At 42.4% G+C, this 24,985-nt stretch carries 20 protein-coding genes; 6 read left to right on the top strand and 14 right to left on the bottom strand.

All coding sequences use genetic code 11. From position 1 onward, the window contains the following. The first annotated feature begins 166 nt into the window (after positions 1 to 166). Positions 167 to 637, top strand: coding sequence for an FKBP-type peptidyl-prolyl cis-trans isomerase (gene fkpB, locus AACX38_RS07865; protein WP_228863931.1), 471 nt, complete (start codon positions 167 to 169; stop codon positions 635 to 637). Continuing rightward, a complete protein-coding gene (gene ispH, locus AACX38_RS07870; protein ID WP_228863913.1) occupies positions 618 to 1,571 on the top strand; it encodes a 4-hydroxy-3-methylbut-2-enyl diphosphate reductase in 954 nt (317 codons plus the stop codon). Before fkpB ends, ispH begins: the two co-directional genes overlap by 20 nt. A 100-nt stretch (positions 1,572 to 1,671) precedes the next feature. On the opposite strand, the gene AACX38_RS07875 is transcribed toward ispH, so the two are convergent. After that, on the bottom strand, positions 1,672 to 2,310 hold the full coding sequence (locus AACX38_RS07875; RefSeq protein WP_228863914.1) for a LysE family translocator: 639 nt from the start codon (positions 2,308 to 2,310) through the stop codon (positions 1,672 to 1,674). Between the two features lie 92 nt (positions 2,311 to 2,402). Here AACX38_RS07875 and AACX38_RS07880 point away from each other — a divergent pair, with 92 nt between their 5' ends. The 4 genes from AACX38_RS07880 (at position 2,403) to carB (ending at position 9,203) form a co-directional block, all read left to right on the top strand. After that, positions 2,403 to 3,386, top strand: coding sequence for a LysR family transcriptional regulator (locus AACX38_RS07880; protein ID WP_228863915.1), 984 nt, complete (start codon positions 2,403 to 2,405; stop codon positions 3,384 to 3,386). Positions 3,387 to 3,541: 155 nt separating this feature from the next. After that, positions 3,542 to 4,363: a 4-hydroxy-tetrahydrodipicolinate reductase gene (dapB, locus tag AACX38_RS07885; RefSeq protein WP_228863916.1), complete on the top strand. Its 822-nt coding sequence runs from the start codon at positions 3,542 to 3,544 to the stop codon at positions 4,361 to 4,363. Positions 4,364 to 4,800: 437 nt separating this feature from the next. After that, positions 4,801 to 5,961, top strand: a complete 1,161-nt coding sequence (carA, locus tag AACX38_RS07890; protein ID WP_228863917.1) for a glutamine-hydrolyzing carbamoyl-phosphate synthase small subunit — start codon at positions 4,801 to 4,803, stop codon at positions 5,959 to 5,961. Between the two features lie 17 nt (positions 5,962 to 5,978). After that, positions 5,979 to 9,203 (top strand): carbamoyl-phosphate synthase large subunit, encoded by a 3,225-nt coding sequence (carB, locus tag AACX38_RS07895; RefSeq protein ID WP_228859565.1) that lies wholly within the window; start codon positions 5,979 to 5,981, stop codon positions 9,201 to 9,203. 153 nt (positions 9,204 to 9,356) lie between these two features. Here the strand turns inward: carB and AACX38_RS07900 are convergent, their stop codons facing one another. The 13 genes from AACX38_RS07900 to deoD all read right to left on the bottom strand — a co-directional run bounded on the left by AACX38_RS07900 (position 9,357) and on the right by deoD (position 24,812). Further along, positions 9,357 to 9,992, bottom strand: a complete 636-nt coding sequence (locus AACX38_RS07900) for a GNAT family N-acetyltransferase (protein ID WP_228863918.1) — start codon at positions 9,990 to 9,992, stop codon at positions 9,357 to 9,359. After that, positions 9,989 to 11,824 (bottom strand): MutS-related protein, encoded by a 1,836-nt coding sequence (locus tag AACX38_RS07905; RefSeq protein ID WP_228863919.1) that lies wholly within the window; start codon positions 11,822 to 11,824, stop codon positions 9,989 to 9,991. Before AACX38_RS07905 ends, AACX38_RS07900 begins: the two co-directional genes overlap by 4 nt. Further along, positions 11,808 to 12,971: a hypothetical protein gene (locus AACX38_RS07910; RefSeq protein WP_228863920.1), complete on the bottom strand. Its 1,164-nt coding sequence runs from the start codon at positions 12,969 to 12,971 to the stop codon at positions 11,808 to 11,810. Before AACX38_RS07910 ends, AACX38_RS07905 begins: the two co-directional genes overlap by 17 nt. Then, positions 12,961 to 14,151, bottom strand: coding sequence for a GNAT family N-acetyltransferase (locus AACX38_RS07915; protein WP_228863921.1), 1,191 nt, complete (start codon positions 14,149 to 14,151; stop codon positions 12,961 to 12,963). The genes AACX38_RS07910 and AACX38_RS07915 overlap by 11 nt, the downstream gene beginning before the upstream one ends. A 21-nt stretch (positions 14,152 to 14,172) precedes the next feature. Beyond that, positions 14,173 to 15,444 (bottom strand): aminotransferase class I/II-fold pyridoxal phosphate-dependent enzyme, encoded by a 1,272-nt coding sequence (locus AACX38_RS07920; RefSeq protein ID WP_228863922.1) that lies wholly within the window; start codon positions 15,442 to 15,444, stop codon positions 14,173 to 14,175. After that, positions 15,437 to 16,639 (bottom strand): sterol desaturase family protein, encoded by a 1,203-nt coding sequence (locus AACX38_RS07925; protein WP_228863923.1) that lies wholly within the window; start codon positions 16,637 to 16,639, stop codon positions 15,437 to 15,439. The genes AACX38_RS07920 and AACX38_RS07925 overlap by 8 nt, the downstream gene beginning before the upstream one ends. Positions 16,640 to 17,095: 456 nt before the next feature. Beyond that, positions 17,096 to 17,374, bottom strand: a complete 279-nt coding sequence (locus tag AACX38_RS07930; protein ID WP_099108832.1) for a helix-turn-helix domain-containing protein — start codon at positions 17,372 to 17,374, stop codon at positions 17,096 to 17,098. Positions 17,375 to 17,390: 16 nt separating this feature from the next. Continuing rightward, on the bottom strand, positions 17,391 to 18,230 hold the full coding sequence (locus AACX38_RS07935) for an MrpH family fimbial adhesin (protein WP_099108833.1): 840 nt from the start codon (positions 18,228 to 18,230) through the stop codon (positions 17,391 to 17,393). Between the two features lie 69 nt (positions 18,231 to 18,299). Next, complete coding sequence (locus AACX38_RS07940) at positions 18,300 to 18,878, bottom strand: fimbrial protein (protein ID WP_099108834.1); 579 nt, start codon at positions 18,876 to 18,878, stop codon at positions 18,300 to 18,302. A 63-nt stretch (positions 18,879 to 18,941) separates the two neighbouring features. Beyond that, positions 18,942 to 19,700, bottom strand: a complete 759-nt coding sequence (locus AACX38_RS07945; protein ID WP_099108835.1) for a fimbria/pilus periplasmic chaperone — start codon at positions 19,698 to 19,700, stop codon at positions 18,942 to 18,944. A gap of 129 nt (positions 19,701 to 19,829) precedes the next feature. Further along, positions 19,830 to 22,502, bottom strand: coding sequence for an outer membrane usher protein (locus AACX38_RS07950; protein ID WP_228863924.1), 2,673 nt, complete (start codon positions 22,500 to 22,502; stop codon positions 19,830 to 19,832). 322 nt (positions 22,503 to 22,824) lie between these two features. Further along, complete coding sequence (locus AACX38_RS07955) at positions 22,825 to 23,370, bottom strand: fimbrial protein (RefSeq protein ID WP_228863925.1); 546 nt, start codon at positions 23,368 to 23,370, stop codon at positions 22,825 to 22,827. Between the two features lie 725 nt (positions 23,371 to 24,095). Continuing rightward, positions 24,096 to 24,812: a purine-nucleoside phosphorylase gene (gene deoD, locus AACX38_RS07960; RefSeq protein ID WP_099108838.1), complete on the bottom strand. Its 717-nt coding sequence runs from the start codon at positions 24,810 to 24,812 to the stop codon at positions 24,096 to 24,098. Between the last annotated feature and the right edge of the window lie 173 nt (positions 24,813 to 24,985).

Raw genomic sequence — 24,985 nt, forward strand, 5'->3', positions numbered from 1 at the left:
AAACCAGCCTCGGTAATAAAACCGGGGCTGGTCATTCCATCAATACCCAATGGATTTCAGGTTGCATCACAGTGGCAAGTGAGTGAACGCAGCCAACAGCGAAGAAGCAACCTCGAAAGACGACGGGTATAACTGCAATCGTTTTTTATTAAAAGGTTTGAGCGATATGTCAATGCAGGTGCAGGCGCACAGTGCTGTTTTATTACATTTCACCCTAAAGCTGGATGATGGCTCAACAGCAGACTCGACTCACAGTCAAGGTAAACCCGCATTATTCCGTTTAGGGGATGGCAGCCTCTCTGAGCCACTGGAACAACAGCTTCTTGGCCTGAAAACTGGCGATAAACATCAATTTACACTGGCAGGCGAAACTGTTTTCGGCAAACATAACCCTGATTTAGTACAATACTTCACGCCTCGTGATTTTGCGGATTCAGGTATTCCTGAAGCCGGCACTATCATGCTTTTTACGGCGATGAACGGCAGTGAAATGCCGGGATTTATCAAAGAAGTCGCGGAAGGTTCCATCACTGTTGACTTTAACCATCCGCTGGCTGAACAAAACATCACTTTCGAAATTGAAGTGTTGGAAATAGACCCTCAGTTGGAGGAAAACCATGCAAATATTGCTGGCTAACCCTCGTGGTTTTTGTGCTGGTGTTGATCGTGCCATCAGCATTGTTGAGCGTGCATTAGAACTCTATGGCGCTCCGATTTATGTTCGTCATGAAGTCGTTCACAATCGCTATGTCGTTGATAATTTGAGGGAACGAGGCGCTATTTTTATTGAGGAAATTTCAGATGTACCTGATGGTGCCATTCTGATTTTCTCCGCACATGGCGTTTCGCAGGCTATTCGTGCGGAAGCCCGCTCCCGTAAACTGACCATGTTGTTTGATGCCACCTGTCCGCTGGTTACAAAAGTACATATGGAAGTTGCCCGGGCGAGTCGTAAAGGCAAAGAAGCCATTCTGATCGGGCATGCCGGCCACCCGGAAGTAGAAGGGACAATGGGGCAGTATAACAACCCTAAAGGCGGTATGTATCTGGTGGAGTCACCAGAAGATGTGTGGAAATTGCAGGTCAAGGATGAAAATAACCTGTGTTTTATGACACAGACTACGCTTTCTGTAGATGATACCTCTGACGTTATTGATGCACTTAATACCCGATTCCCGAATATTATTGGCCCACGTAAGGACGATATCTGTTATGCCACAACTAACCGTCAGGAAGCGGTGCGTGATCTGGCAACCGATGCCGATGTTGTTCTGGTGGTAGGCTCCAAAAATTCATCAAACTCCAACCGTTTGGCTGAACTGGCACAACGCATGGGGAAACCCGCTTATTTAATTGATTCAGCCGAAGATATTAAAGAAGAGTGGGTTGATAATATCAGCGCTATTGGCGTCACTGCCGGTGCCTCTGCCCCGGATATTCTGGTGCAGCAAGTCATTGAACGTTTGAAAACACTGGGAGCAAAAACAGTCAATGAACTGCATGGGCGTGAAGAAAATATTGTCTTTGAAGTCCCGAAAGAATTGCGGGTTGATGTAAAAGAAGTTAATTAACGTTCGGCTCATTTAAAAACAGCAAGTTAAATTCGGCTTTTTCGTTGGAAAATGTAAAACTCCGACAAAAAGCCGTATACATTACAACCTATTGAGTATATCAGACTGAAACAAAAACAAGTCGAACTGCAAAGCCAATCAGAATTACACCAATTACACGCTCAAACCAGTATCCCATCTGAATAAATTTCAATCTGATCATTGAATTAGAAAAAAGCCAGCTGACCAGAATAAACCATGCTGCATTCACCATACACATCCATACACCATAAAAAACCTGAACAGATAACGGCGTCGTAGTGCTTACCACGGTTGTAAAAACAGCCAGAAAAAATAGCGTTGCTTTAGGGTTGGTCGCATTTGTCATAAACCCGATAAAGAAAGCTTTGCGAAGAGTTTGTTGCTGCGCTGGCGCTTCATAGGAAAGGGCAAAATCAGCCTTTTCCGGTTTACTTCTGATAAATTGAATTCCCAGATAGCAAATATATAGACCACCGATTATTTTTGCGGCTGTCATCAGCCAATATGTTGAATGGATTAACGCACCAATACCAACCAATGTATAAATCACGTGGACTGATATCCCCACACCAATACCAATAGCAGTAAAAATACCTACCCAACGGCCAAAGCGTATGCTTTGTCTGATAGTCACGGCAAAATCCGGCCCCGGAGCAACAACAGCCAGAAAATGGATTAGCGCAAGCCCTAAAAATTCATGTAGATAGTTAGAAAGCATATTTAATACTCTTTATATAAACAGAATATCCTGATTGTATTAAATAAACTCAGTGGCGATAATCCATCCAAAAACCAAATAACTTTTGATCTATGAGCACAAATAACACAATAGCCCTGATGCGGGAAATGGCTATTTTCGCCAAAGTGGTTGAAACAGGAAGTTTTTCTGAAACTGCCCGTCAGCTAGCAGCTACGCCTTCTGCTATTAGCCGATCTGTAGCCAGACTGGAAAAAGCGCTCGGAACCCGTCTGTTACAGAGAACAACACGTAAACTTCGTTTAAGCGAGAGTGGACAACAGGTTTATGAGCATTGTCTGGACATGATGAATTCAGCTCAGGCAATCATGTCTGCATCAGGAAACTTTAGCGGTGAGCCTCAAGGTATAGTCCGGGTAAGTGTGCCTAAAGCTGTAGGGCGTTTTGTCGTCCATCCCCATATACCGGCTTTTCTTACCCGTTACCCTAAAGTCGATGTCAGTTTGCGGCTTGACGACAGGTATGTGGATTTAATAGATGATGAAGTTGATCTCGCCATACGGATCACTGATCAGCCCCCTCCGGGTCTGATGGGACGGCGGTTACTCAAGATTTGGCATATGTTATGTGCCACACCGGAATACCTTGCAGAACACGGGATACCAAAACACCCCCATGATCTGAAAACCCATAGCTGTATCTATCTTGGTGAAGAACCGGGAGATTCACGCTGGAAGTTCAGTCAGGGTAGCAAAACTGTCACTGTCAATATTCAGGGGCGTTACGCTGCCAATCATACCGGTGTAAGGCTTGATGCTGCACTGAAGCACATTGGTATTAGTAGCTTACCCTATTTTACCGCCAGACATGCTTTACAGCAGGGGCGACTGGTTCAGGTTCTGCCTGACTGGAACTTTAAGGCCAATTATACCGGTGAATTATGGGTGCTTTATCCGCCAACGCGGTATTTATCCCCGAAGCTTAGTGTATTTATAGAGTTCCTTGCTGAAAGACTCCGACAGGAGAATATCCAAGATAAAAAAGTCGCCAAAGAACCTCATCATTGTCATTACGAATTACCTGAGGCCGGGGAGTAGTCCATCTTTAGCATTTTTTATAACTGCCCGTCTGATCTCTGTTTTCCTAATGGCATCCCTCTAAGTCTGGCACCACCCGCTATTGCCAGTTAAGCTGTAGGCAATTTACTTTATCACCTCAATTAAAAATTGATATTCACTATAGCGGGGGCCTTATGGCTGATACAGATATTCGCATTGCTATCGTAGGGGCCAGTGGCCGTATGGGGCGTAATCTCATTCAGGCCGTTCAGCAGGCGGATGGCGTTACACTGGGGGCTGCTCTGGTGCGCTCAGGTTCTTCATTAGTAGGAGCGGATGCCGGAGAATTGGCTGGCACTGGTACGAACGGTATTACTATCCATGATAACCTCCACTCTGTTATTGATGACTTTGACGTTTTGGTCGACTTTACCCTCCCGGAAGGCACACTGACCTATCTCGCCATTTGTCACCAACACCGCAAAGCGGTGATCATTGGTACAACCGGGTTTGATGACGCAGGTAAACAGGCTATTCATGATGCTTCCCGTGACATTCCGATTGTTTTTGCCGCGAATTTCAGTGTTGGTGTCAACCTTGTCCTGAAACTGTTGGAGAAAGCGGCAACAGTGATGGGAGAGCATACAGACATTGAAATTATTGAAGCTCACCATCGCCATAAAGTGGATGCGCCATCAGGAACTGCGCTGGCGATGGGGGAATCCATTGCTCAAACCTTAGGCCGTGACCTGAAAACATGTGCAGTCTATGCCCGCGAAGGTCATACGGGCGAACGAGACCCGAAAAGTATTGGCTTTGCCACCATAAGAGCCGGTGATATTGTCGGAGAACATACCGCTATTTTTGCTGATATTGGGGAGCGAGTCGAGATAACCCATAAAGCCTCAAGCCGGATGACTTTCGCAAATGGCGCTGTTAAAGCCGCAATCTGGATAACCAATAAAAATAGTGGCCTTTATGGCATGAAAGATGTCCTTAACCTCGAAAATGTATGATTTATTGAATTCATAACACTATGTAATTACGCCATTATTTTTCAATGAATGCGTAATTACATATTTAAATAGCGAATATAATATTCATCGTCAATTACTCATACTTTTACACCATAAATTGTCATTTTTATCATCTTTTCTCCCATAGGTACTGAAAATCACACGTTTTTTTCAGTTTTAAAATTTAATTTCACATTAATCGAGCATATAATCGCACTTTACTTATAATTTTCAGGCATATTTCAACAATGTTGGATTGAGCCTCGCAAAAAAACCAATAAAAAAGGGATTTTTTGTAGACAAGCCCCGTTCTCATCATTAGAATGCGCGCAATTTGCCAAAATTTCGACAAAGAACATGATTGGCATTGATTTAAAGGATTAATTCCGAATTAATATGCATTGAGTGCGATTTGTTATTCATTCCCGGAGGGCGTTTTGATTAAGTCAGCTATATTGGTTCTAGAAGATGGGACCCAATTTCACGGTCGCGCCATAGGTGCAGAAGGTGTGGCGGTTGGTGAAGTGGTCTTCAATACCTCAATGACCGGATATCAAGAAATACTTACCGACCCTTCCTATTCCCGCCAAATTGTTACTCTCACCTATCCTCATATTGGAAATGTCGGCATTAATAGTGCTGATGAAGAATCTCCCGCCATTCAGGCCCAAGGCTTAGTAATCCGCGATTTACCGCTCATCACCAGCAACTACCGTAGTGAAAACAATCTGTCTGATTATCTGAAAAATCATAACATTGTTGCGATTGCTGATATTGACACACGTAAACTGACCCGACTGTTGCGCGAAAAAGGTGCGCAAAACGGCTGCATCATTGCGGGTAATGAAGCGGATGTTCAAGTTGCTCTGGAAAAAGCAAAAGCATTTCCCGGCCTGAAAGGTATGGATTTGGCGAAAGAAGTCACCACGGCACAGTCTTATCAGTGGTTACAGGGGAGCTGGACACTGACAGAAGGGTTGCCGGAAGCCCGTAAAGAACAAGAATTGCCATACCACATTATCGCTTATGATTTTGGTGTAAAACGTAATATCCTGCGTATGCTGGTGGATCGTGGCTGCCGCGTGACTGTCGTACCAGCCCAGACGTCTGCGGATGAAGTACTGAAAATGGCACCTGATGGGATCTTCCTGTCCAATGGTCCCGGTGACCCAGAACCTTGTGACTATGCCATCGAAGCAATTAAAACCTTCCTGCATACTGAAATCCCGGTATTTGGTATCTGTCTGGGGCATCAGTTACTGGCTCTGGCAAGTGGCGCAAAAACGGTCAAAATGAAGTTTGGTCACCACGGTGGCAACCATCCTGTTAAAGATTTAGATCGCAATGTCGTTATGATTACCGCACAAAACCACGGATTTGCCGTTGATGAAAATTCATTACCAGCAAACCTGCGCGTAACCCATAAATCACTCTTTGACGGCACACTGCAAGGTATTCACCGTACTGACAAACCTGCTTTCAGTTTTCAGGGTCACCCTGAAGCCAGCCCTGGCCCGCATGAAGCCGCTTCTCTGTTCGACCACTTTATTGAATTGATTGAACAGCATCGTCAGCAAAACGCTCAGAACACCAAATAATCAGGAGAAAAAGGAAAATGGCAAAACGTACTGATATTAAAAGTATCCTGATCTTGGGTGCAGGTCCGATTGTTATCGGTCAGGCATGTGAATTTGACTATTCAGGTGCTCAGGCCTGTAAAGCGCTGAGAGAAGAAGGTTACCGTGTCATACTGGTGAATTCCAACCCGGCAACCATCATGACCGACCCGGAAATGGCTGATGCAACTTACATCGAGCCGATTCACTGGGAAGTCGTACGCAAAATCATTGAGAAAGAACGTCCGGATGCCGTCCTGCCAACAATGGGCGGGCAAACAGCACTCAACTGCGCACTGGAACTGGAACGTCAGGGTGTATTGCAGGAATTCGGTGTCACCATGATTGGTGCAACCGCTGATGCCATTGATAAAGCAGAAGATCGTCAGCGTTTTGACAAAGCGATGAAGAAAATCGGTCTGGATACCGCACGTTCCGGCATCGCTCATACTATGGAAGAAGCACTGGCAGTCGCTGAAGACGTAGGATTCCCTTGTATCATCCGCCCTTCTTTCACCATGGGTGGAACAGGCGGTGGTATCGCTTATAACCGCGAAGAGTTTGAAGAGATCTGCGAGCGCGGTCTGGATCTTTCTCCAACGAATGAACTGCTGATCGATGAATCGCTGATTGGTTGGAAAGAGTATGAAATGGAAGTTGTTCGTGACAAAAGTGACAACTGCATCATCGTCTGCTCCATTGAAAACTTTGACGCGATGGGTATCCATACCGGTGACTCCATCACTGTCGCACCAGCCCAGACTCTGACGGATAAAGAATATCAAATCATGCGTAATGCCTCGATGGCAGTACTGCGTGAAATTGGTGTAGAGACCGGTGGTTCAAACGTACAGTTTGCAGTAAACCCTAAAAATGGCCGACTGATTGTCATTGAGATGAACCCGCGAGTCTCCCGTTCATCCGCTCTGGCTTCCAAAGCCACTGGCTTCCCTATTGCAAAAATCGCTGCAAAACTGGCGGTTGGTTACACCCTTGACGAGCTGATGAATGATATCACCGGTGGACTGACTCCTGCTTCTTTCGAACCATCGATTGACTATGTCGTCACTAAGATCCCTCGTTTCAACTTCGAAAAATTTGCCGGCAGTAATGACCGTCTGACCACTCAGATGAAGTCCGTTGGTGAAGTCATGGCGATTGGCCGCACTTTCCAGGAGTCTCTGCAAAAAGCATTGCGTGGTCTGGAAGTCGGCGCAACAGGTTTTGACCCGAAAGTTAATCTGGATGATGTACAATCACTGACCAAAATCCGTAGCGAACTGAAAGATGCTGGCGCTGAGCGTATCTGGTTCGTTGCCGATGCCTTCCGCGCGGGTATGTCCGTTGATGGTATCTTCAACCTGACCAACATTGATCGCTGGTTCCTGGTACAGATTGAAGAGCTGGTTCGTCTGGAAGATATGGTTGCAGAGCAAGGTATCAACGGCCTGACTTCCGGCTTCCTTCGTCAGTTGAAACGTAAAGGTTTTGCTGATGCGCGTCTGGCAAAACTGGCTGGCGTATCCGAAAAAGAGATCCGTAAACTGCGCCATGATTATGGCCTGTATCCAGTTTACAAGCGTGTAGATACCTGTGCGGCTGAGTTTTCAACCGATACAGCCTACATGTACTCCACTTATGAAGATGAGTGCGAAGCTAACCCAAATAATGATAAGCCAAAAATCATGGTATTGGGTGGTGGCCCTAACCGTATCGGGCAAGGCATTGAATTCGATTATTGCTGCGTACACGCTGCTCTGGCGCTGCGCGAAGACGGTTACGAAACCATCATGGTTAACTGTAACCCTGAAACAGTTTCAACAGATTACGACACCTCCGACCGCCTTTATTTTGAGCCGGTAACACTGGAAGACGTACTGGAAATTGTCCGCGTTGAACAGCCAAAAGGCGTGATCGTACAGTACGGCGGCCAGACTCCGCTGAAACTGGCACGTGAACTGGAAGCTGCTGGTGTGCCAATTATCGGTACCAGCCCGGATGCCATTGACCGTGCAGAAGACCGTGAACGTTTCCAGCAAGCAGTCAATCGTCTTGGCCTGAAACAACCGGCAAATGCCACTGTGACAACCATCGAACAGGCGATTGAAAAAGGTAACAACCTCGGTTATCCGCTGGTGGTTCGCCCTTCCTATGTACTGGGTGGCCGGGCAATGGAAATCGTATACGATGAAACTGACCTGCGTCGTTATTTCCAAACCGCAGTCAGTGTTTCTAACGATGCGCCGGTTCTGCTGGATCGCTTCCTTGATGATGCTGTTGAAGTTGATGTGGATGCTATCTGTGACGGCGAACGCGTCCTGATCGGCGGTATCATGGAACATATTGAACAGGCGGGTGTTCACTCTGGTGACTCAGCCTGCTCCTTGCCTGCCTATACCCTGAGCAAGGAAATTCAGGATGTGATGCGTAATCAGGTTGAGAAACTGGCCTTTGAATTACGTGTCCGTGGTTTGATGAACGTTCAGTTTGCTGTGAAAAACAACGAAGTTTATCTGATCGAAGTGAACCCTCGTGCAGCACGTACTGTACCATTCGTTTCTAAAGCAACGGGTATGCCGCTGGCGAAAGTCGCTGCGCGCGTCATGGCTGGGCAATCCTTACAGTCACAGGGTGTAACCAAGGAAATCATCCCACCTTACTACTCCGTGAAAGAAGTCGTATTGCCATTCAATAAATTCCCGGGAGTTGATCCGATTCTGGGGCCAGAAATGCGCTCTACCGGTGAAGTCATGGGTGTTGGCCGTACCTTTGCTGAAGCTTTCTCCAAGGCAATGCTGGGCAGTAACTCCATCATGGGTAAAAAAGGCCGCGCACTCCTGTCGGTACGTGAAGGCGATAAAGAGCGTGTTGTTGATTTGGCAGCTCAGTTAGTTAAGCAGGGCTTCGAACTGGATGCAACTCATGGTACTGCGGTTGTCTTGGGTGAAGCAGGAATTAACCCACGTCTGGTGAACAAAGTGCATGAAGGTCGCCCGCACATTCAGGACAGAATCAAAAACGGTGAATATGACTACATCGTCAATACCACCGCGGGCCGTCAGGCGATTGAAGATTCTAAACTGCTTCGTCGCAGCGCACTGCAATATAAAGTGCATTATGACACAACCCTGAATGGCGGTTTCGCAACCACCATGGCGCTCAGTGCTGACCCGACTGAACAGGTCATTTCCGTACAGGAAATGCACGCAAAAATTACCAAGTAATTTAAGCGAATAAAAAACAGCTCCCCCAAAGTTGGTTCTCCAATCAGTAAGGGAGCTGTTTTTTTATCTGGTGATATCTTAAATCCAGAAAATTGTACTTATCTTCAAGCCGAATATTCACTACTGACATGACATCAGTTAAAACACAATTAATTATTGTAGTTCGAGAAACATCCGTAAGTGACTATTAAAGCAAAAACCGTTAAGAATACGGGGATTATCAATCTGTTGTTTTACTAAAAAACCATGGTGTCGATAGAAACTGATCGCACGCTGGTTAGTAGTAGCAACGTCCAGCTCAATCATTTTGTATTTTCGGTCACGAGCCCGGAGAATTTCCTGCTCCAATAGTTGGGAACCAATACCTTGACGGGAAAACTCCGGATCGACAGAAAGATTATAGAGAAAACAGGAATTACCTTCCGGCTTGGGCGTAGCTGATGTGGAAGCAAGCAATCTATACAAGCACTTGATGGCTTGGGGGAAAGGATAAAATGAAAAAACAGAACTCAATGTTCCCCAATTTAACCGATTAATTTCACTACGATCATAGGCTGCGATCACCCCAATACATCGATCATCAGATAACATCAAACGATGTTGGGAGTAACCAAAATAACCTTTTTCACCACAAAACTCTTTTATTAGATATCGGGAACATAACTCCTCAGCTCCATAAATAAAATTCAGGGTATCACTAGATATATTGCCCAACAGATTGATTACCTGAGAAGCATAATCTGGAGTAGCTGGGCAGTGTTGAAGATTTGCGCTATGCAATTTATTCATGTCAGATCCACACCAAGCATACGGAATAGTTTAATGGCATTTGTCTGATGTGATATTCCTTCCTTGAGGCGATAACTGAAGAATATTTTATCTGGTGATTGATCATCGATAGTTTCTTCAAAATAAATGTTACGGGAGAGAGGCTGTAAATCCGAATCAGTCGCTAATATGGTACTGTGGGTGGTTATCATTCCCATAGCCTGTTGAGCACAAAGTTTTTTTAATATGGCAATGATTGCCATATTACGCTCCCGTTCATTTGTTCCCTTTAGAAGTTCATCTAATAGATAGATGGGTTGTAACCCGCTTTGTTTGACCCTTGTTATTAATTCTTTAATCTGCAAAACCTCACTCATAAAATATGACAACCCTTGATGTAGAGAATCAGCGGCTGAGAATATGGTAAATAATTCACAAGGATGAAATATCAGTTCAGAACAGGCTACAGGCCCGCCTGCCATGGCAAGTTTCAGGTTGAGACCAAGTGTACGCATATAAGTGGTTTTCCCCGACATATTAGAACCCGTAATAATGGTCACTTGGCCGGGAATAAGTAAGATATCGTTAGCAATTGCCTGCTGTGCAGGTAATAGAGGGTGAATGGCTTGCTTTGCATGAAGTTTGCGCTCGTCGCTCATTGTTGGAAAGTGCCAACATTGATTTTCATGGCTCAGATTTGCCATGGCACTTAGTGCCTCAAATAATGAGATAGCTTCCAGCCAACGGGGGACATGCTGTGCATACTGCTTATGCCAGCCCTGAAGATTCAGGGTGATATGAAAATCCCAGAGTAACGTGCATTGTAGGACAAGATACGGCAAGGCATTAAAGCGTAAGTGTGAATAATGGATGATGGTTGACAGTTTACGTAATGCCAGCTCTGGTCGTTCAGAAGGGTTTTGTAGTAATTCACTAATATTGCGTAAAGTCTGTGCATGATACTCGCCAGAATTAATATTTCTGACTATCTTCGAAAGACTATTCAGGGCATTAGATTGAAGGTCAACACGGTTAAGTGCGTGCTTAAATTGATCCCCCCGTAACATAAGAAATACGATATTCATAGCCACAGGCGGGATAACAATCCAGCCAGGAGCAAAGCGAGTTACAGCACAAGTAATACAAACTAATGAAAGCAGGGTTAGCATTTGCCCCACTCGTTTTAGCCTGACAGTGATATAAGGGAAAGTTGTGCTTGTCGCCCAGTCATGAAATTTCTCCAGATAATATCCTCTCCCTGTACTATCTGGCTTTCTCGCGCAAGCGTAAATTCTCTGGCGTAAGTCTAATTGTGGTGCCAGTTCTTTAATAGCTTGTTGATGCTGTGACAGTTGCGATATAGGACACCCGCGCGTTATCCATACGGCAAGCTTGGAATCACCGAGACTTGTCGAAAGATTAAATAGCAGTTGCCCTAAAGAGGCTGTTCCATATAAGTTGAGAGCACGATCCTGTTCACTGAAATGATCAGCAACATGTATCGGGCAAGGTGCCAGCGCTGGGAAATTTCGATGAATGCGCTCTAAGCTTTCTGTATTTAGTGTAACCAGAGTGAGGTGGTTCTGTAATTGTTCCTGTATGTGATGATGCAAGAAGACTAAGCCAACAAATAACAATATACCACCAGTTACCAATAGCCATGAATAAAATAACAACTCTGGTTGTTGCCATAAATAATAAACTAATACGATCAGGCTAATAAATATGATGAACCGACTTAATTCCATGTATTTCAGACGTTGCTGTAACACGAGTACTTTTTGAGATAAATAATCAACTCGTGTTTGCCATGGACATTTTTCGTGAGTATCAGAATTAATGTTTATCGTCATTTTTGAAAACACGTCGTTCCTTTGGTTGAGTAACATCAAATTTTTTGGCAAGAATACGACCAAATAATGCATTAAACAGAGGATTCCTAAACTTCATATAAATATCATTACGTATTAGGCATGCACCAAGATTTTGTTTAACGAAGTAATTGGTAATTCCAAGGTCGATAATTTTAGTCTGAAAATGACTGAATCTCTGGATCAGATCCATATGCAAAATATAGTAGGAATTTACTTCACTTTCTTCTTGATAATTACGGCCAAAAACAAAAGGGTTAATAATGCTTTCACTTATACCACTAAAAATAAATGAGCGTACTTGATCCTGTTTATCATAAAGTACGGATACTACGACTTGGCATTTTTTTTGTATCTGCTCAAAAAAGCTCAAAGGTAACGCCTCACGCTTATATTCACTTGCCCGGTGATGAGTATTGAGGTATTGCTCATAAAACGCCTCAAGCGCTATAGGCTGCTCATGATAGTGAACAATACGCCATCCTGATTGGCGAAACTGTGACTTTATGCGGCTAAGCACCTTACGGCAATTGGCTTTCAAATTTTGGCTATGCTGTTCCCATGATCTGCCTTGTAGCTGGACAAACGCCAAAGGGTAATTCATTGCCGGATTGAAGCCCTGTGCTAACAACTGTGAATGTAATGCACCATAATCCGTCTCTTTATGCTCCACATCACGAATGATCCTGACAAAAGCACGGGGAAAACTTAAAGCTAAAGAATGATTGATTATGTCGATACGTTGCTGAGGAATTATTTCATGAAAAAACCACCAATGGCAGCCACTGGTTTCATAACTGCCAAGCATGGCTGCGGTAATGCAACCAAACTTCGGAAAAAATCGCTGTAATCTCGATCGTAATGCAGAGTGAGAATCAGAAATCAGATCAATGGATTCTTGTGTAGCAAAGAACAAACCCTGAAAGGAATGCCTCAAATCGGAAGCGAAGACTTGGAAATATCGATATTCACGATGAGGAAGCGTTTGTTCACAGACGCTCATAAAGCTATGCGTTTTAAATGGATGCCCTTGAGACAAGGTTTCATTCCATATATAGGCATCAATATCTTCGATAGAATTATAAACTTCAATATGAAACTTATGGATACGAAATTCATCAATCAACATGTTTTAGTGCTCCTGAAGATTTTAGGGCATCAATGTAATCTTCATTCAATTTGAACACTTTTCGCTGTTCTGGGATTTTTGGGGCAGGAAATATCAGTTTTCTGAACCGAGATAAAAGGAAATTATACAAGGCGTTAGAATGTTTTATATAAAAGTACAGCCTGGATGATATGGCACCTACACTAAATTTCGCATCGTAGCTTGTCTGGCCAAGTTCAATATATGGATATTGTTGATTTTGAGCTTCTTCAATAACTCGATATAAACAATTGAAATAGAGTGCACTGGCATCGCGGTAGCTGTAGTCAATACCTAAGTATAACGGGTGTAGGTTTTTGCCCTTGAGGAATAATTCGAAAGCGACAATACAATCATCATCCAGACACAACAATACTTGTGCTTGATCGCCAAGTTCCTCATTAACAGCATGGAAAAATTCAGGTGTTAAACATTCAAACTTGGTATGACTACGTTGCAATACATTACGATATAAGCTACTAAGTTTGTCAACGTAAGCACTAAAGTCATCAACCATAATCCAACGTAGGCCAGTAGCATCAAACTTCCGCTTGCGTCTTCTCAATACATTCCGATAACGTTTTAGCATATTATTGATGTATTCTAAGCCTCCAACTTGATCAGTATAAACATAAGTCGTGTCAGGGCTACGGCAGACGACAAATTTGCTCTGTAAAACTTGCTGCAAGCATTGATGAACATATCCGTCAAACTCTTTGATACACTGCAATTTAATTTGTAGTTCAGATACTTTCCTATCAATCTCCCGTTCCATAGCTTGTAACAATCGGGGGTAATCGGGATGATCCGGTGGTAGAGAAATGCCTAGCATGTGACTGCAAGTTGCAATCGGACTACCGACGACAAAAATCCTTGGTTTCAAAAAGCTGGGAAATATCTTGCGTAAGGTTGCAACCCAATCCTGCCATTTCGGAGAGGCAAGATCAGTTAGGGAATAACACATACTGAAGCAACTAATTATAGCTGTCAGTTTTTCGTTACGATAAAGGCTAAGATAGTAAAAACTTTCGACAAGTTCAGAACGTTCTAATGCGAGTTGCAGTGAATATGAAGTAATCACATTTTCTGGATCATAGCAGTGTTCCCAGTCCTCCCGAGAAAAATGACTGACACTTTCTACCCACTTACAGCTTATTTCCATAACTGCAAATCCCATATAAGGTTATATTAAAGCCAGCTTTTGACCAATTTGGATGAAAGTACGAATGCTATAATCCAACTCCTCGTTGTTCAGGTTTGCGCTCAAATTAATCCGAATGCGTGCCCGTGTCTTACTTACAGCAGGATAAGTCACAGGATTAACGTATATGCCTTTCTCATGAAGCATACGGGCCATAGCGAAACAACAATGTTCATCACCCGTAATCAATGGCACAATGGCCGTTTCGCTGTTCAATATATTAAATCCTGCATCGCGTAATTTTTGACGGAAATACTCAGCCTTGGTTTGTAACTCCAGAGTCAACTGAGGTGAACTCTCAAGAATGTCGATGGCGCTGATGATTGAAGCGAGTACAGCGGGAGGTAACGAAGCAGAGTAAACGTAAGGATTTGCAGCAATACGGATAATATTTCCTGTTTTCTTGTTTGTAGCAATAAATCCACCAACGCCAGGCAAGCCTTTACTCAAACTACCGGTGATAACATCAACCTGATCCGTTATTCCAAAATAAGCACAACTTCCCCGGCCGTTCGGGCCAATATGCCCAGTACCATGAGCATCATCAACAATGACGAACGCATTATATTTTCGTGCTAAGTCGACAATCCCGGGCAAGGGAGCCAAGTCACCATCCATACTGAACACACCGTCAGTGATAATAAATTTACGTGCTTGAAATGAAGTTTGGCTAAGCTTGTTCTCAAGACTTTTCAGAGAAGCATGCTGGTAAATCCGAGTCGTTGCACCACTTAGTTTCAGACCATCTACGATAGATTGATGGTTAAGCATATCACTGAAAACTATGTCACCTTCACGACATAGCGTGGAGAGGGCTGCGAGATTCGCCGAAAATCCAGAGCTGAAAGTAATGACTTCTTCCACGCCAAGGAATTTAGCCAACCGTTGTTCCATTTCAAGATGTAGGTCACTAGTACCATTGAGAAGGCGTACACCACTGGATGTAGTTCCGTATTGATGAGTTGCATTGATACTGGATTCGATAATCTTTTGATGACCATTGAGTCCAGAATAGTTATAGGAACCTAAATGCAGAACTTCACGTATATGTGTGCTATCAGCGCTGACAGGGTTGTAGCTAACAGAAACATATTTGCAAGGTATTCTATGAAATACTCTGCCAATCATATCCATTTTGCCATCTGAAACAAAATTATCGTAACGCTCAGCCATGTTTTGTAGATAATCGTTGGATCGCGTGATATCACGATGATGGTTGTCTATTTGGGGATCAGTAAGGCGCGATTTATTCATGATGTTTTTTCCTTGCATACGGATAAAAAGTAACAATGAAGATAAGTGTTCCAATATTGATAGCCAGACTTACCCAAAGTAACGGCTGTAAATTGGAATAATTTGTTAGCAAATAAACGATGAATATCCCTTCTAAAGCCTTTATGAACAAAGTGACTAACGATAAATGATTGTGCTCAATACGGCTGGAGTACAGGCAATTGGTTAACAAGAAGATCAACGGTACTAGCCATACGTCAATAGTATTAAGTTGATCTGCATTGAAAATGATATAGAAGCTAATGAATGTTGGAGATATCAGCATTAACAATGTAGTAGGCATTGCTGGATTTGGATTTATTGAAGCGATAATTTCATTTTTAAAATTCAGATACTTAGGTGAACCAAATAATACTCTCAAAACAGATTTCAGGTTGGGCTGGTTTATTGCCTGCCGCAAACATGACAAATACATGAAGCTATTCAGATATCCCAGCGAATGAGGCTGGGCTATTGGTGTGGTGATGCCATAACGTATTGGCTCTTCTGATAACTCTCGTTGATAGGTTCCGAATATTCTGTCCCAAATAACTAAAAAGCAGCCGAAATTTTTGTCTATATAGAGCGAATTACTGGCATGATGTACCCGATGCTGAGAAGGTGTGACAAAAATCTTTTCTAGAAATCCCAATTCGCGAATGAACGTTGTGTGTATAAAGAACTGGTAGACCAACTGTGCAGCGATAGCCAGAAGGTAATGTTCCAATTTGATGCCCAGAAATGCCATGGGGAGAAAAAACACCCATACCGTAAAATTTCCGAAAAAGCCTAAGCGCACAGCAGTGCTAAGATTAAAGTGCTGTCCACTATGGTGCACAAGATGATTAGCCCATAGTAGATTACAACGGTGGTGAGCCCAGTGATTAAGATAGTAGAAAAAATCGTAGAATATGAAAGTCGCCAGTATCTGTAGGAAAGTATTTGGTAATGGGGGTATCAACGCCCAATGTTGTTGCACATAATAATAGATCGATAAATGTAAGCCCGTGAAAAGCACTCCGGCTACTAAATTAGTTGCGCCTAATGAAAGATTCACCAAACTCTCTATGATATTCAATTGAGAACGTCGTCGGAATAGATTCAACACCAGTGCTTCTATCACCATACTAATTAAAAATATAGGCAATAAGATAGTTAGTATATTTTGTCCTGTCATTTTTTACCCTATTTGTAGCAATCTACCTATATCCATCATCAATTCGTAGCTAAAAGATACTTCTATCAGCTAATCCAGAACCGAAGGTATTTGTATAAACCAGATTCTCATATCTTCAGATATGCTGATTAGGATTGAATGAGAATGTCCTCATGGTTACTGCTTACAACAGTAATACTACAAGATATGGCTATACACTATTCTCTGTGATTTTATATATAGCTTGAAAGCCACACATTTAATTACAATTGAACAACAAAATGACGATAAATAAAATTAATTTTGTTTTCAAAATACAATAATCAATTAATTTTTTGTAACGGGCTAATGGAATTCATATCTACATAGCCTGAAGATTCAGTCTATCTATGAGTGTTCTAATAAAGAAAAAGCCATCCTTTTTTGAGATGGCTTTTATAAAAATTAATAACTGTCTTTCTAATTAATACTTTTTATTCAATATAAATCTAATATTGTTTCAGCCACACAGGTATGTTGGTTTTTCATTTGAGGAGCGGGTTTAATAAAACAATCTTCCAGAAACCAGCTTGCAGGTGTTTTCAGAGTAATGGAGACAACAACCAAATGTTCCAGACTAATTCGATTCGTTCCCCGTTCATAACGTGATAACTGCTGGTGACTGACGCCGATTCTGTCCGCCAGCTCTGCTGCTGTTATCCCAAGCTCTTTTCGCTTCATTTGGATCCGTTTACCTACCAGCATACTGACTCGCATAGTATCTTTACCCTCATTATAAATAGGTTAGTAAGACAACTGCTGTACCTTCATATTTACCGGCTTTCGGTTGTATTAATGTGTGCAGTGTTGAAGTCAGAGTGAAAGTGGAAGGTATATATTTTCCCTCAGCAGTGACATTCACTCCATCTGCTGCATTCTTTCCATCAATCTGTAATGCTGAATAAATTTGTTTATTAGCATCGAGATAAACTTTGGGTTCGTTATTAATAGACTTAACCTGCAACATTATTTTGTTGCTATAAAGTGCACAGCTAAACTGGCCATTAATAGAACGGGTTGCGTTATTAACTTCTGAGGCTTTTAATTCACCATAAGCAATTTCAACGGGAACAATAAGTTCACAACTCTGGTTTGCAGGCGGTAATTTATTGCAGGTTGAATTAGGAAATTTTTGTGCTGTACCATAACCTGATGATATCTGGTTGGTATAAAACAAGCCGACACACTGTGCATTCGCAGTAATAATCGGAAATGTGACCCGTTTAGGAATTCCAAGCTGACTTTTATAAGCCCGCATGACATCTGCGGTTGTCCGGTATTTATGGGCGTCAGTCAAACAGACCTTTGCATCAATACAGGAGCCATACATACCCGGCTGTTTACCATTGTTATACTGGACATCCGGGCCAACATAGCATTGCGGCTTGTTATAACAAGGGTTCTCAATTCCCTCTTCTTCCGTCCATTCAATCAGCTCCATTGTCGTAATGGTTTGTTTACCCGATGTAGTGGTATTCACGGGCATAACATAGGCTCCACCATAAGAATATGAAGCAGTTAAGAAAAATAATGATGCAGAAAACTTCATTAATGATTTTGTAATATGACGCATAATTTATTTCCCTAAATAGCCCCAAGCCTGGCCCGAATATCATGGAAGCCACTCAAAAGGCTGGCGTAGCTATTCATAACTAAGCTCAAAAGTTGCCATCGCATTGAACTCTCCGACACCAATTTTGTTTTGCAAAAGTGCGTTAGGATCGGCTTTGACATAGGCCTGAAACGGAATGACATGACTACTGTTCGTGCCAGCAAGTGAGAACTGAGCCGTTTTATTAAAAGGAAGTGGTGTACCATCCAGTTTTTCCATACCAATAGCCGCACCAGAAGCATTGCTGCCGTGACTGAACGCCAATAATCCCGGCTGCTCTTTGCTCTCTTGCCCGACAAATTTGATATTCACTTTCTGCGCGACTTTAGGGTCACACTCTTCCAAATGCAGACGGAATGGCTGGCTTGGTGTGCGCTGATATAAATAAAGATCCCGGCTGGTAATGCTGCCAAAATCCACTTCCATCGCTTTATCTTCCGGTTTAATCACACAGGAAGGCGCCAGTACAGTCATCGTAATTCTGACATTTTGACGAAGGTTATCTTGCGCATAAGCACCTTGCAGGCTGCTCATTCCCAACAGGAATAAGGCCGGCAGTACTAATAATTTCCGCGCACAGTCAGAGAACTTTATATTTAACGAATTCATTATTCTTTATCCTAAAATTCATTATGATTGGGTGAAGTCTGTTTTGTGATTCACCAAATCTAATCAGCCCTCTTCATCGAGAATCTTTGTCACCGTACAGTTATTGCCACTACAACTAAAAGCTAACTGCGGGTGTCCGCCATAGTCATTGACATAAGTCAAGATAGGGTTACTACCGAAAGCGCTGGCTGTTCCGCCCAGTGTTTCACTGCTTTTAGGTGCCAGCATGAATGGCTTAAAGCCCTCGACCGGCTTACCTTTAACTTGACTCTGCCCTTCTGCAATCGTGACGTAATATGGCGTTGGGTTATTCAGCACATACTGGTTTCCCTGACGGGTTAAGGTCAGTTTTTCCTGCCACGGATTTTCCAGATCCACACGACGTGCGATAACTGCTTCCGGGCGGTAGAACAATTTAATTTTCGTCTGTATCGCGAGTTGCAGAACATTTGATTTTTCACTGCGTGGTGGAATTTCACGGACGTTGAAATAGAACAGGCTTTCTCTATCCAGAGGTAATTGCGCTATCGCGGGTAGAGTCTGAATCTTAATCTGACTCTTCATCCCGGCTTCAATACGCTGAACAGGCGGAACAACAACAAGTGGGCTGTTGATTTTATTTCCCTGCTCATCTTCAATCCATGCCTGTGCTAAATAAGGCAAATCAGGGTGTTGATTCTCAATATTCAAGCTGACAGATTTTTCATTCCCATTAAAAATAGCCCGGGTACGATCTAATGCTATCGCCGCCGTTGCCTGATGCACTGACATTAAACTTGTTACCGTCACGGCAGCTATCATTAGAATTTTTTTCAGTTTCATAGTGTCATTAGCTCATGCTTTAAAAACGTATATTTGTATTACTGCGATCAATTAATATCGGCATTACCGCATTAAAAATTAATGTAATACTTCATAAAAAACCTATTCTGTGGTTTTTTTTATTACTTTTTACTTATCATTTACATTTAAAAACTGGCAAGGCAGCAAAAATGCGGTTGAATACTCTGATGAGATATCATCTGGTACAGTCACCTCACACTGAGCATGTCCATCCCAATGAATCTGCAATTTCTCACCCTTTTTCATTCCACTCAGGTAGGCATAGCCATCATCACTCACCATGCCAATTTCCCGTTGGCTGGCGTTCATAACAGATGCACCAAAAGGCGGGAACGAACCATTAGGCAAACGGATCACTGTCATGGCTTTAATCCCGGATATCACCTGGAATTTACGATATCCAATGGCACCTTCGGTTAATGTCGCCAGCTGAACCGAACGCATTGCCTCCACGTCATCCGGCAATTTATCCAAGTCAATATTTGCGGTATTACGGTGATAGCTGTTCACATCAGCCAGTACAGCTTTGCCAAAGTAATTGGAGTGAATTGAAGAGCCGTATGTCTGGACTGGCACATTCCGAACACCTTCGGTATCTACCATCAGGCGGGTTGCACCAGCTATATTTGTACGGTGTAAAGCGACTCCTTTGCCCGTTGCAGTGATCCCACCCTGTAAACCCAGAGTCGCGCTAGTATTACTATCGGATTGATGGCTGGCGCTGGCGGTCACCAATGCTTCATCACCATAATGGGTGTAATAACCGTCTACTGTTGCCCTTCCACGAGTATTCACACCTGTTGAAATGCGATAGTTATTACGATCATCAATTCGATTGAAATAACCGACGGTATGACCATTACCCTGACGATTGACTAATCCGTTATAGCTGACAGTGCCTGTTTCTCCCCAGGGAATGGAGAGGCTCAGATACAAGCCATCATCTTTTTTATTGTCAAAATTGTTACGATAAGCGGATAAATTGACGTAGATACCTTTATAACGTGCTATATCCAGATGTTTGGATAAAGAGAGGTCATAGCGGTTATTCGTTGGCTTATTCCAGTAGGTCTGGTGGCTATAGCTGAAAGTGGTGCTGAACCCTAATTCATTAAATTGTTTATTTAAATTAACGGTATATAGTTCTTTTCCACTATCAGTGGATATATTTCGGGAACGGTAACGACGGTCAATATATTGCCCCATACTCATGAAATCACGTTCAGAGAAGCGATATCCGGCAAATGTCAGCTGACTGTTGTATTCTTCAAAACGCTTAGAGTAACTGAGGCGATAAGATCCCCCCGTCAACGTTTTGTTCTCAGCCGGCAATTTTGCTCTTGAACCTGTTACATCAAACGCTAATGCCCCAAACATCAGCAAATCACGTCCTATCCCCAGCGATAAGGCGTCATAGTCACCCGCAGCCAAAAGCCCGCCATACAATGACCAGCCGTTATTGATCCCCCAGGAAAATTCTCCCAAACCAAAAGCCGGCCCTTCACGACGATGCTTTTCATTCGTGGATTGTCCGCCAATAAATTTGTACTGCACACGTCCGGGGCGCGTTAGGAAAGGAACGGTTGCCGTATTGACCTGAAATTGCTGAACACTACCATCCTGCTCTTCAATTCTGACATCCAGTGTCCCTGCTACGGCATCACTGAGATCCTGAATACGGAATGGGCCTGCGGAAACCTGGGTTTCATACAGCACTCTTCCCATCTGGCTGATAGTGACTTTGGCATTAGTTCTCGCTACACCTGTAACCTCAGCGGCATAGCCGCGTAAATTAGGCGGTAGCATATTTTCATCTGTTACCAGACTAATCCCGGTATAACGGAAGCTATCGAAAATATTGGAATTAAGGTAACTCTCTCCCAGTGTCAGCTTAGCTTCCATAGTGGGAAGTGCGCGATACGCGTAGTAACGGGTCCAGTCCCAACTGCGTTTTCTGGAACTGGAGCGATTTGTATCATCCGAACCGTTCTTCCCGGTATTAGTGTGATCGTATCTGCTCTGCCAGTTTGCACGGAAGCGCCACGCGCCGGCATTAATGCCTGTCGTACCATTTGCGCTGATTTGCTGGCGAGCACTACCATGATCTGGTTTAGTTGCCTGTGCATAAAGGTTGTAATCAAATAACAATCCGGGTACACCTTCATCCCAGCGGGAAGGAGGGTCCCAATTCGGTGATTCATATTCCAGATAGATTTTAGGAACAACTAAATACAGGGTATAAGTGGCTAAATCCCCTTTAACCAAGGTTCCCGGCAGGCTATTCAGATCAAGGCATTTTTCATTATTCTGCCAGACTAATTTATCGGCCCATTTTGATTGCAGGCCGATTCTTTTCACTAACTCTGGGGAAATACAGGCTTCACTGCCTTTCGGATCATTATCCGGCACGAGAAAGTCAATAGGATACATATCCTGCAATTCAGACTGATTCACCCGAACTGCCATCATATAGTTCCCCGGCATGATATAACCTGCACGGGAAAACTTCTCCAAATCAATATTGGAGCGTTCATTAATATCCAGCGCATCAGTATTGAATTCAATAGGCTTAGAATAAGCAAACTGGATACCGGACAGAGAAAATAGTATCAGGGCAGAAAGTAGCTTAATACCGGGCTTCGAAGGTTTCGTATTTATTTTATTAGCTATTCTTTGTTTATTAAGCACGTGGTTTTTATTAAAGATTCTTTTTCTATTACTGCGTGTTTCTTTATTAACAGACGAAAAATCATGATTCATAGAAGCTATAAACCAAGCCATAACATCCTCTAAGCAATGAATCGTTAATAATTCAATTTGAATTTAATTACTGCCTGATAGTGCCAAATCCGTATGTATGGCAGAATGTGTGATTTTCCGAATATAGGTAACTGAGAAAACATCAACTTCAATTAACTCTAAAGAAGCTGTTCAATTCTCAAGCCACTTAAATCGCTTTCTTATCAGTTTTAAACACCGTTATTAAACACAGTGCATGTTTGAAATAGGCTCAATAGTTATGCCAGGAAACCCAAATAAAAAATCAAAATGATATGGGCTTCCTGACATTCAGCAATTAAAAACTAGCCTTTAGTTTTCACTATTACAGGTAGTTCATAGTAAAGTATGCGAATGCATAGAAGTCACCTGTTGTTACAGTTTGACCAGGAATAACTTTCAGGTTTGCATCGAAACGCAGGCGGTTATCAACTGCATCTACACCAGTTGTAGGTGTGCCGAAACGAATCAGTCTTCCGTTCTCACCGTCATTTAAGTCGCCAATTTGGATGCCTACACCTTTAGCTTTACCTTTAATAGCTAAAAGATCGCCATTAGCATCAACCGTATCGCCTGTGAACGTTGTGGAAATTTTCTTTCCTGTGATATCAGAACATTTGTCTAAAATAATATCAAAAGGTATACGTTCGGATTGACCGTCTGGATTGGACTTAAACTTAGAAGTCCGAACTTCGCCAAAATTAACATCAATATGAGAATTTTTAATTGAACAAGTCGGATTAATAATAGAACCTTTGAAGTGAACAAAACCACGATCATTCATGTTGTCATCACTTCCACCTGCATTTGCAGCGCCTGCAGTTAAAGCGACACCAAGACCTAAAACCATTGCCAATTTATTCAGTTTCATAATCGAATTTATACCTTTTAATTAAAAAGTAGGGATTTATATTCAAGGAATGTCCTAAACCCAGAAATTAATTTCTGGCTCTTAGGATAATTGCTATTTAGTTTTTTGACAGACTGCTTAACTGTTCAACTAAATGAAATCGATATTATGATTCTATACAAAGCACCCTAAGTCAAATTTCAGCGGATAAAACTGGCAATGATCCCTAACTGCGTATCGGATATGAGTTTTTACCAAAAACCACGCATAGACAGCAATATATTTTACTGATAAACATGTAAATTTAGATTATTTTCCTGAATTGCATCTCACAAAGACGAATAGTTTAGAATCTTAGTTTGCGCGTCTTTATTGAGCGATTTTGTCTTTTTTAAAATAAAAAAATACTCAATTAAACTAAGATAATGATAAAAATCAGATTTTAATATCAAAACAAAAGGAGAAGACAAAATATAAGCAAAATATTCATCTATTTTAGAAAATTAACACGCTAATTATAATATTAAATTATTACTTTAGTTGAATGGGTGTTTTTTGTTAAAAAGATTCATTTATTATTTTCATAATAAAATCAGCGATTGATAAAATGAAAACAGACAAACAAATAAATGAGATTAATTCTTAATAAAACCATCTGAAAAACATATTATACTGGATAATAAAAAAGCCCTTCTCATTATAGAGAAGAGCTTTTATTTTAATAAAGTAATTAAATTACATTATTTTTAATTGTCACCTAACAAAATAGATTCAAGAGCGATTTCAATCATGTCATTGAAAGTAGTTTGACGCTCTTCAGCAGTAGTCTGTTCACCTGTACGAATATGGTCAGAAACAGTACAAATTGCCAGTGCTTTTGCACCAAATTCAGCCGCAACACCGTAAATGCCAGCCGCTTCCATTTCAACGCCCAAAATGCCGTATTTTTCCATGACATCGAACATTTGTGGGTCTGGAGTATAGAACAGATCCGCGGAGAAAATGTTACCAACACGCGCATTGATATTTTTCGCTTTAGCTGCATCAACCGCATTACGGATCAAATCAAAGTCAGCGATTGCTGCAAAATCATGATCTTTAAAACGCAGACGGTTGACTTTAGAGTCAGTACAAGCACCCATACCAATCACTACGTCACGAATTTTAACATCTTCGCTTACGGCACCACAGGAGCCAATACGGATAATCTTTTTGACACCAAATTCGGTGATCAATTCTTTGGCATAAATGGAACAGGATGGAATGCCCATACCGTGCCCCATAACTGAAATGCGACGGCCTTTATAAGTACCAGTGAAGCCGAGCATACCGCGCACATCGTTAACCTGACGCACATCTTCCAGAAAAGTTTCTGCAATGTATTTTGCACGCAGTGGATCGCCTGGCATTAAAACAACATCAGCAAAATCGCCCATCTCAGCATTAATATGTGGGGTGGCCATAAATCTATTCCTTGTTTTTATTATACCCGTTGTCTTTCGGGCTGCCTTTTTGGTGGCTGTGCTCGCTCCTCCCGGTCACATAGCTACCTATGCTCCGGGGACTCACTCACTTGCCGCCGCGATGCCGCTCAAAATCCATAGGGTATGGGTATTAAAAAAATATTAGCGATCGG

The sequence above is a fragment of the Xenorhabdus sp. PB30.3 genome, from assembly GCF_963895965.1.
GTDB lineage: Bacteria > Pseudomonadota > Gammaproteobacteria > Enterobacterales > Enterobacteriaceae > Xenorhabdus > Xenorhabdus stockiae.

Excerpts from the sequence above, each read along its gene's own strand:
- fkpB (WP_228863931.1), top strand. The coding sequence starts at position 167 with ATGTCAATGCAGGTGCAGGCGCACAGTGCTGTTTTATTACATTTCACC.
- ispH (WP_228863913.1), top strand. The coding sequence starts at position 618 with ATGCAAATATTGCTGGCTAACCCTCGTGGTTTTTGTGCTGGTGTTGAT.
- AACX38_RS07875 (WP_228863914.1), bottom strand. The coding sequence starts at position 2,310 with ATGCTTTCTAACTATCTACATGAATTTTTAGGGCTTGCGCTAATCCAT.
- AACX38_RS07880 (WP_228863915.1), top strand. The coding sequence starts at position 2,403 with ATGAGCACAAATAACACAATAGCCCTGATGCGGGAAATGGCTATTTTC.
- dapB (WP_228863916.1), top strand. The coding sequence starts at position 3,542 with ATGGCTGATACAGATATTCGCATTGCTATCGTAGGGGCCAGTGGCCGT.
- carB (WP_228859565.1), top strand. The coding sequence starts at position 5,979 with ATGGCAAAACGTACTGATATTAAAAGTATCCTGATCTTGGGTGCAGGT.
- AACX38_RS07900 (WP_228863918.1), bottom strand. The coding sequence starts at position 9,992 with ATGAATAAATTGCATAGCGCAAATCTTCAACACTGCCCAGCTACTCCA.
- AACX38_RS07905 (WP_228863919.1), bottom strand. The coding sequence starts at position 11,824 with ATGACGATAAACATTAATTCTGATACTCACGAAAAATGTCCATGGCAA.
- AACX38_RS07910 (WP_228863920.1), bottom strand. The coding sequence starts at position 12,971 with ATGTTGATTGATGAATTTCGTATCCATAAGTTTCATATTGAAGTTTAT.
- AACX38_RS07915 (WP_228863921.1), bottom strand. The coding sequence starts at position 14,151 with ATGGAAATAAGCTGTAAGTGGGTAGAAAGTGTCAGTCATTTTTCTCGG.
- AACX38_RS07920 (WP_228863922.1), bottom strand. The coding sequence starts at position 15,444 with ATGAATAAATCGCGCCTTACTGATCCCCAAATAGACAACCATCATCGT.
- AACX38_RS07925 (WP_228863923.1), bottom strand. The coding sequence starts at position 16,639 with ATGACAGGACAAAATATACTAACTATCTTATTGCCTATATTTTTAATT.
- AACX38_RS07930 (WP_099108832.1), bottom strand. The coding sequence starts at position 17,374 with ATGCGAGTCAGTATGCTGGTAGGTAAACGGATCCAAATGAAGCGAAAA.
- AACX38_RS07935 (WP_099108833.1), bottom strand. The coding sequence starts at position 18,230 with ATGCGTCATATTACAAAATCATTAATGAAGTTTTCTGCATCATTATTT.
- AACX38_RS07940 (WP_099108834.1), bottom strand. The coding sequence starts at position 18,878 with ATGAATTCGTTAAATATAAAGTTCTCTGACTGTGCGCGGAAATTATTA.
- AACX38_RS07945 (WP_099108835.1), bottom strand. The coding sequence starts at position 19,700 with ATGAAACTGAAAAAAATTCTAATGATAGCTGCCGTGACGGTAACAAGT.
- AACX38_RS07950 (WP_228863924.1), bottom strand. The coding sequence starts at position 22,502 with ATGGCTTGGTTTATAGCTTCTATGAATCATGATTTTTCGTCTGTTAAT.
- AACX38_RS07955 (WP_228863925.1), bottom strand. The coding sequence starts at position 23,370 with ATGAAACTGAATAAATTGGCAATGGTTTTAGGTCTTGGTGTCGCTTTA.
- deoD (WP_099108838.1), bottom strand. The coding sequence starts at position 24,812 with ATGGCCACCCCACATATTAATGCTGAGATGGGCGATTTTGCTGATGTT.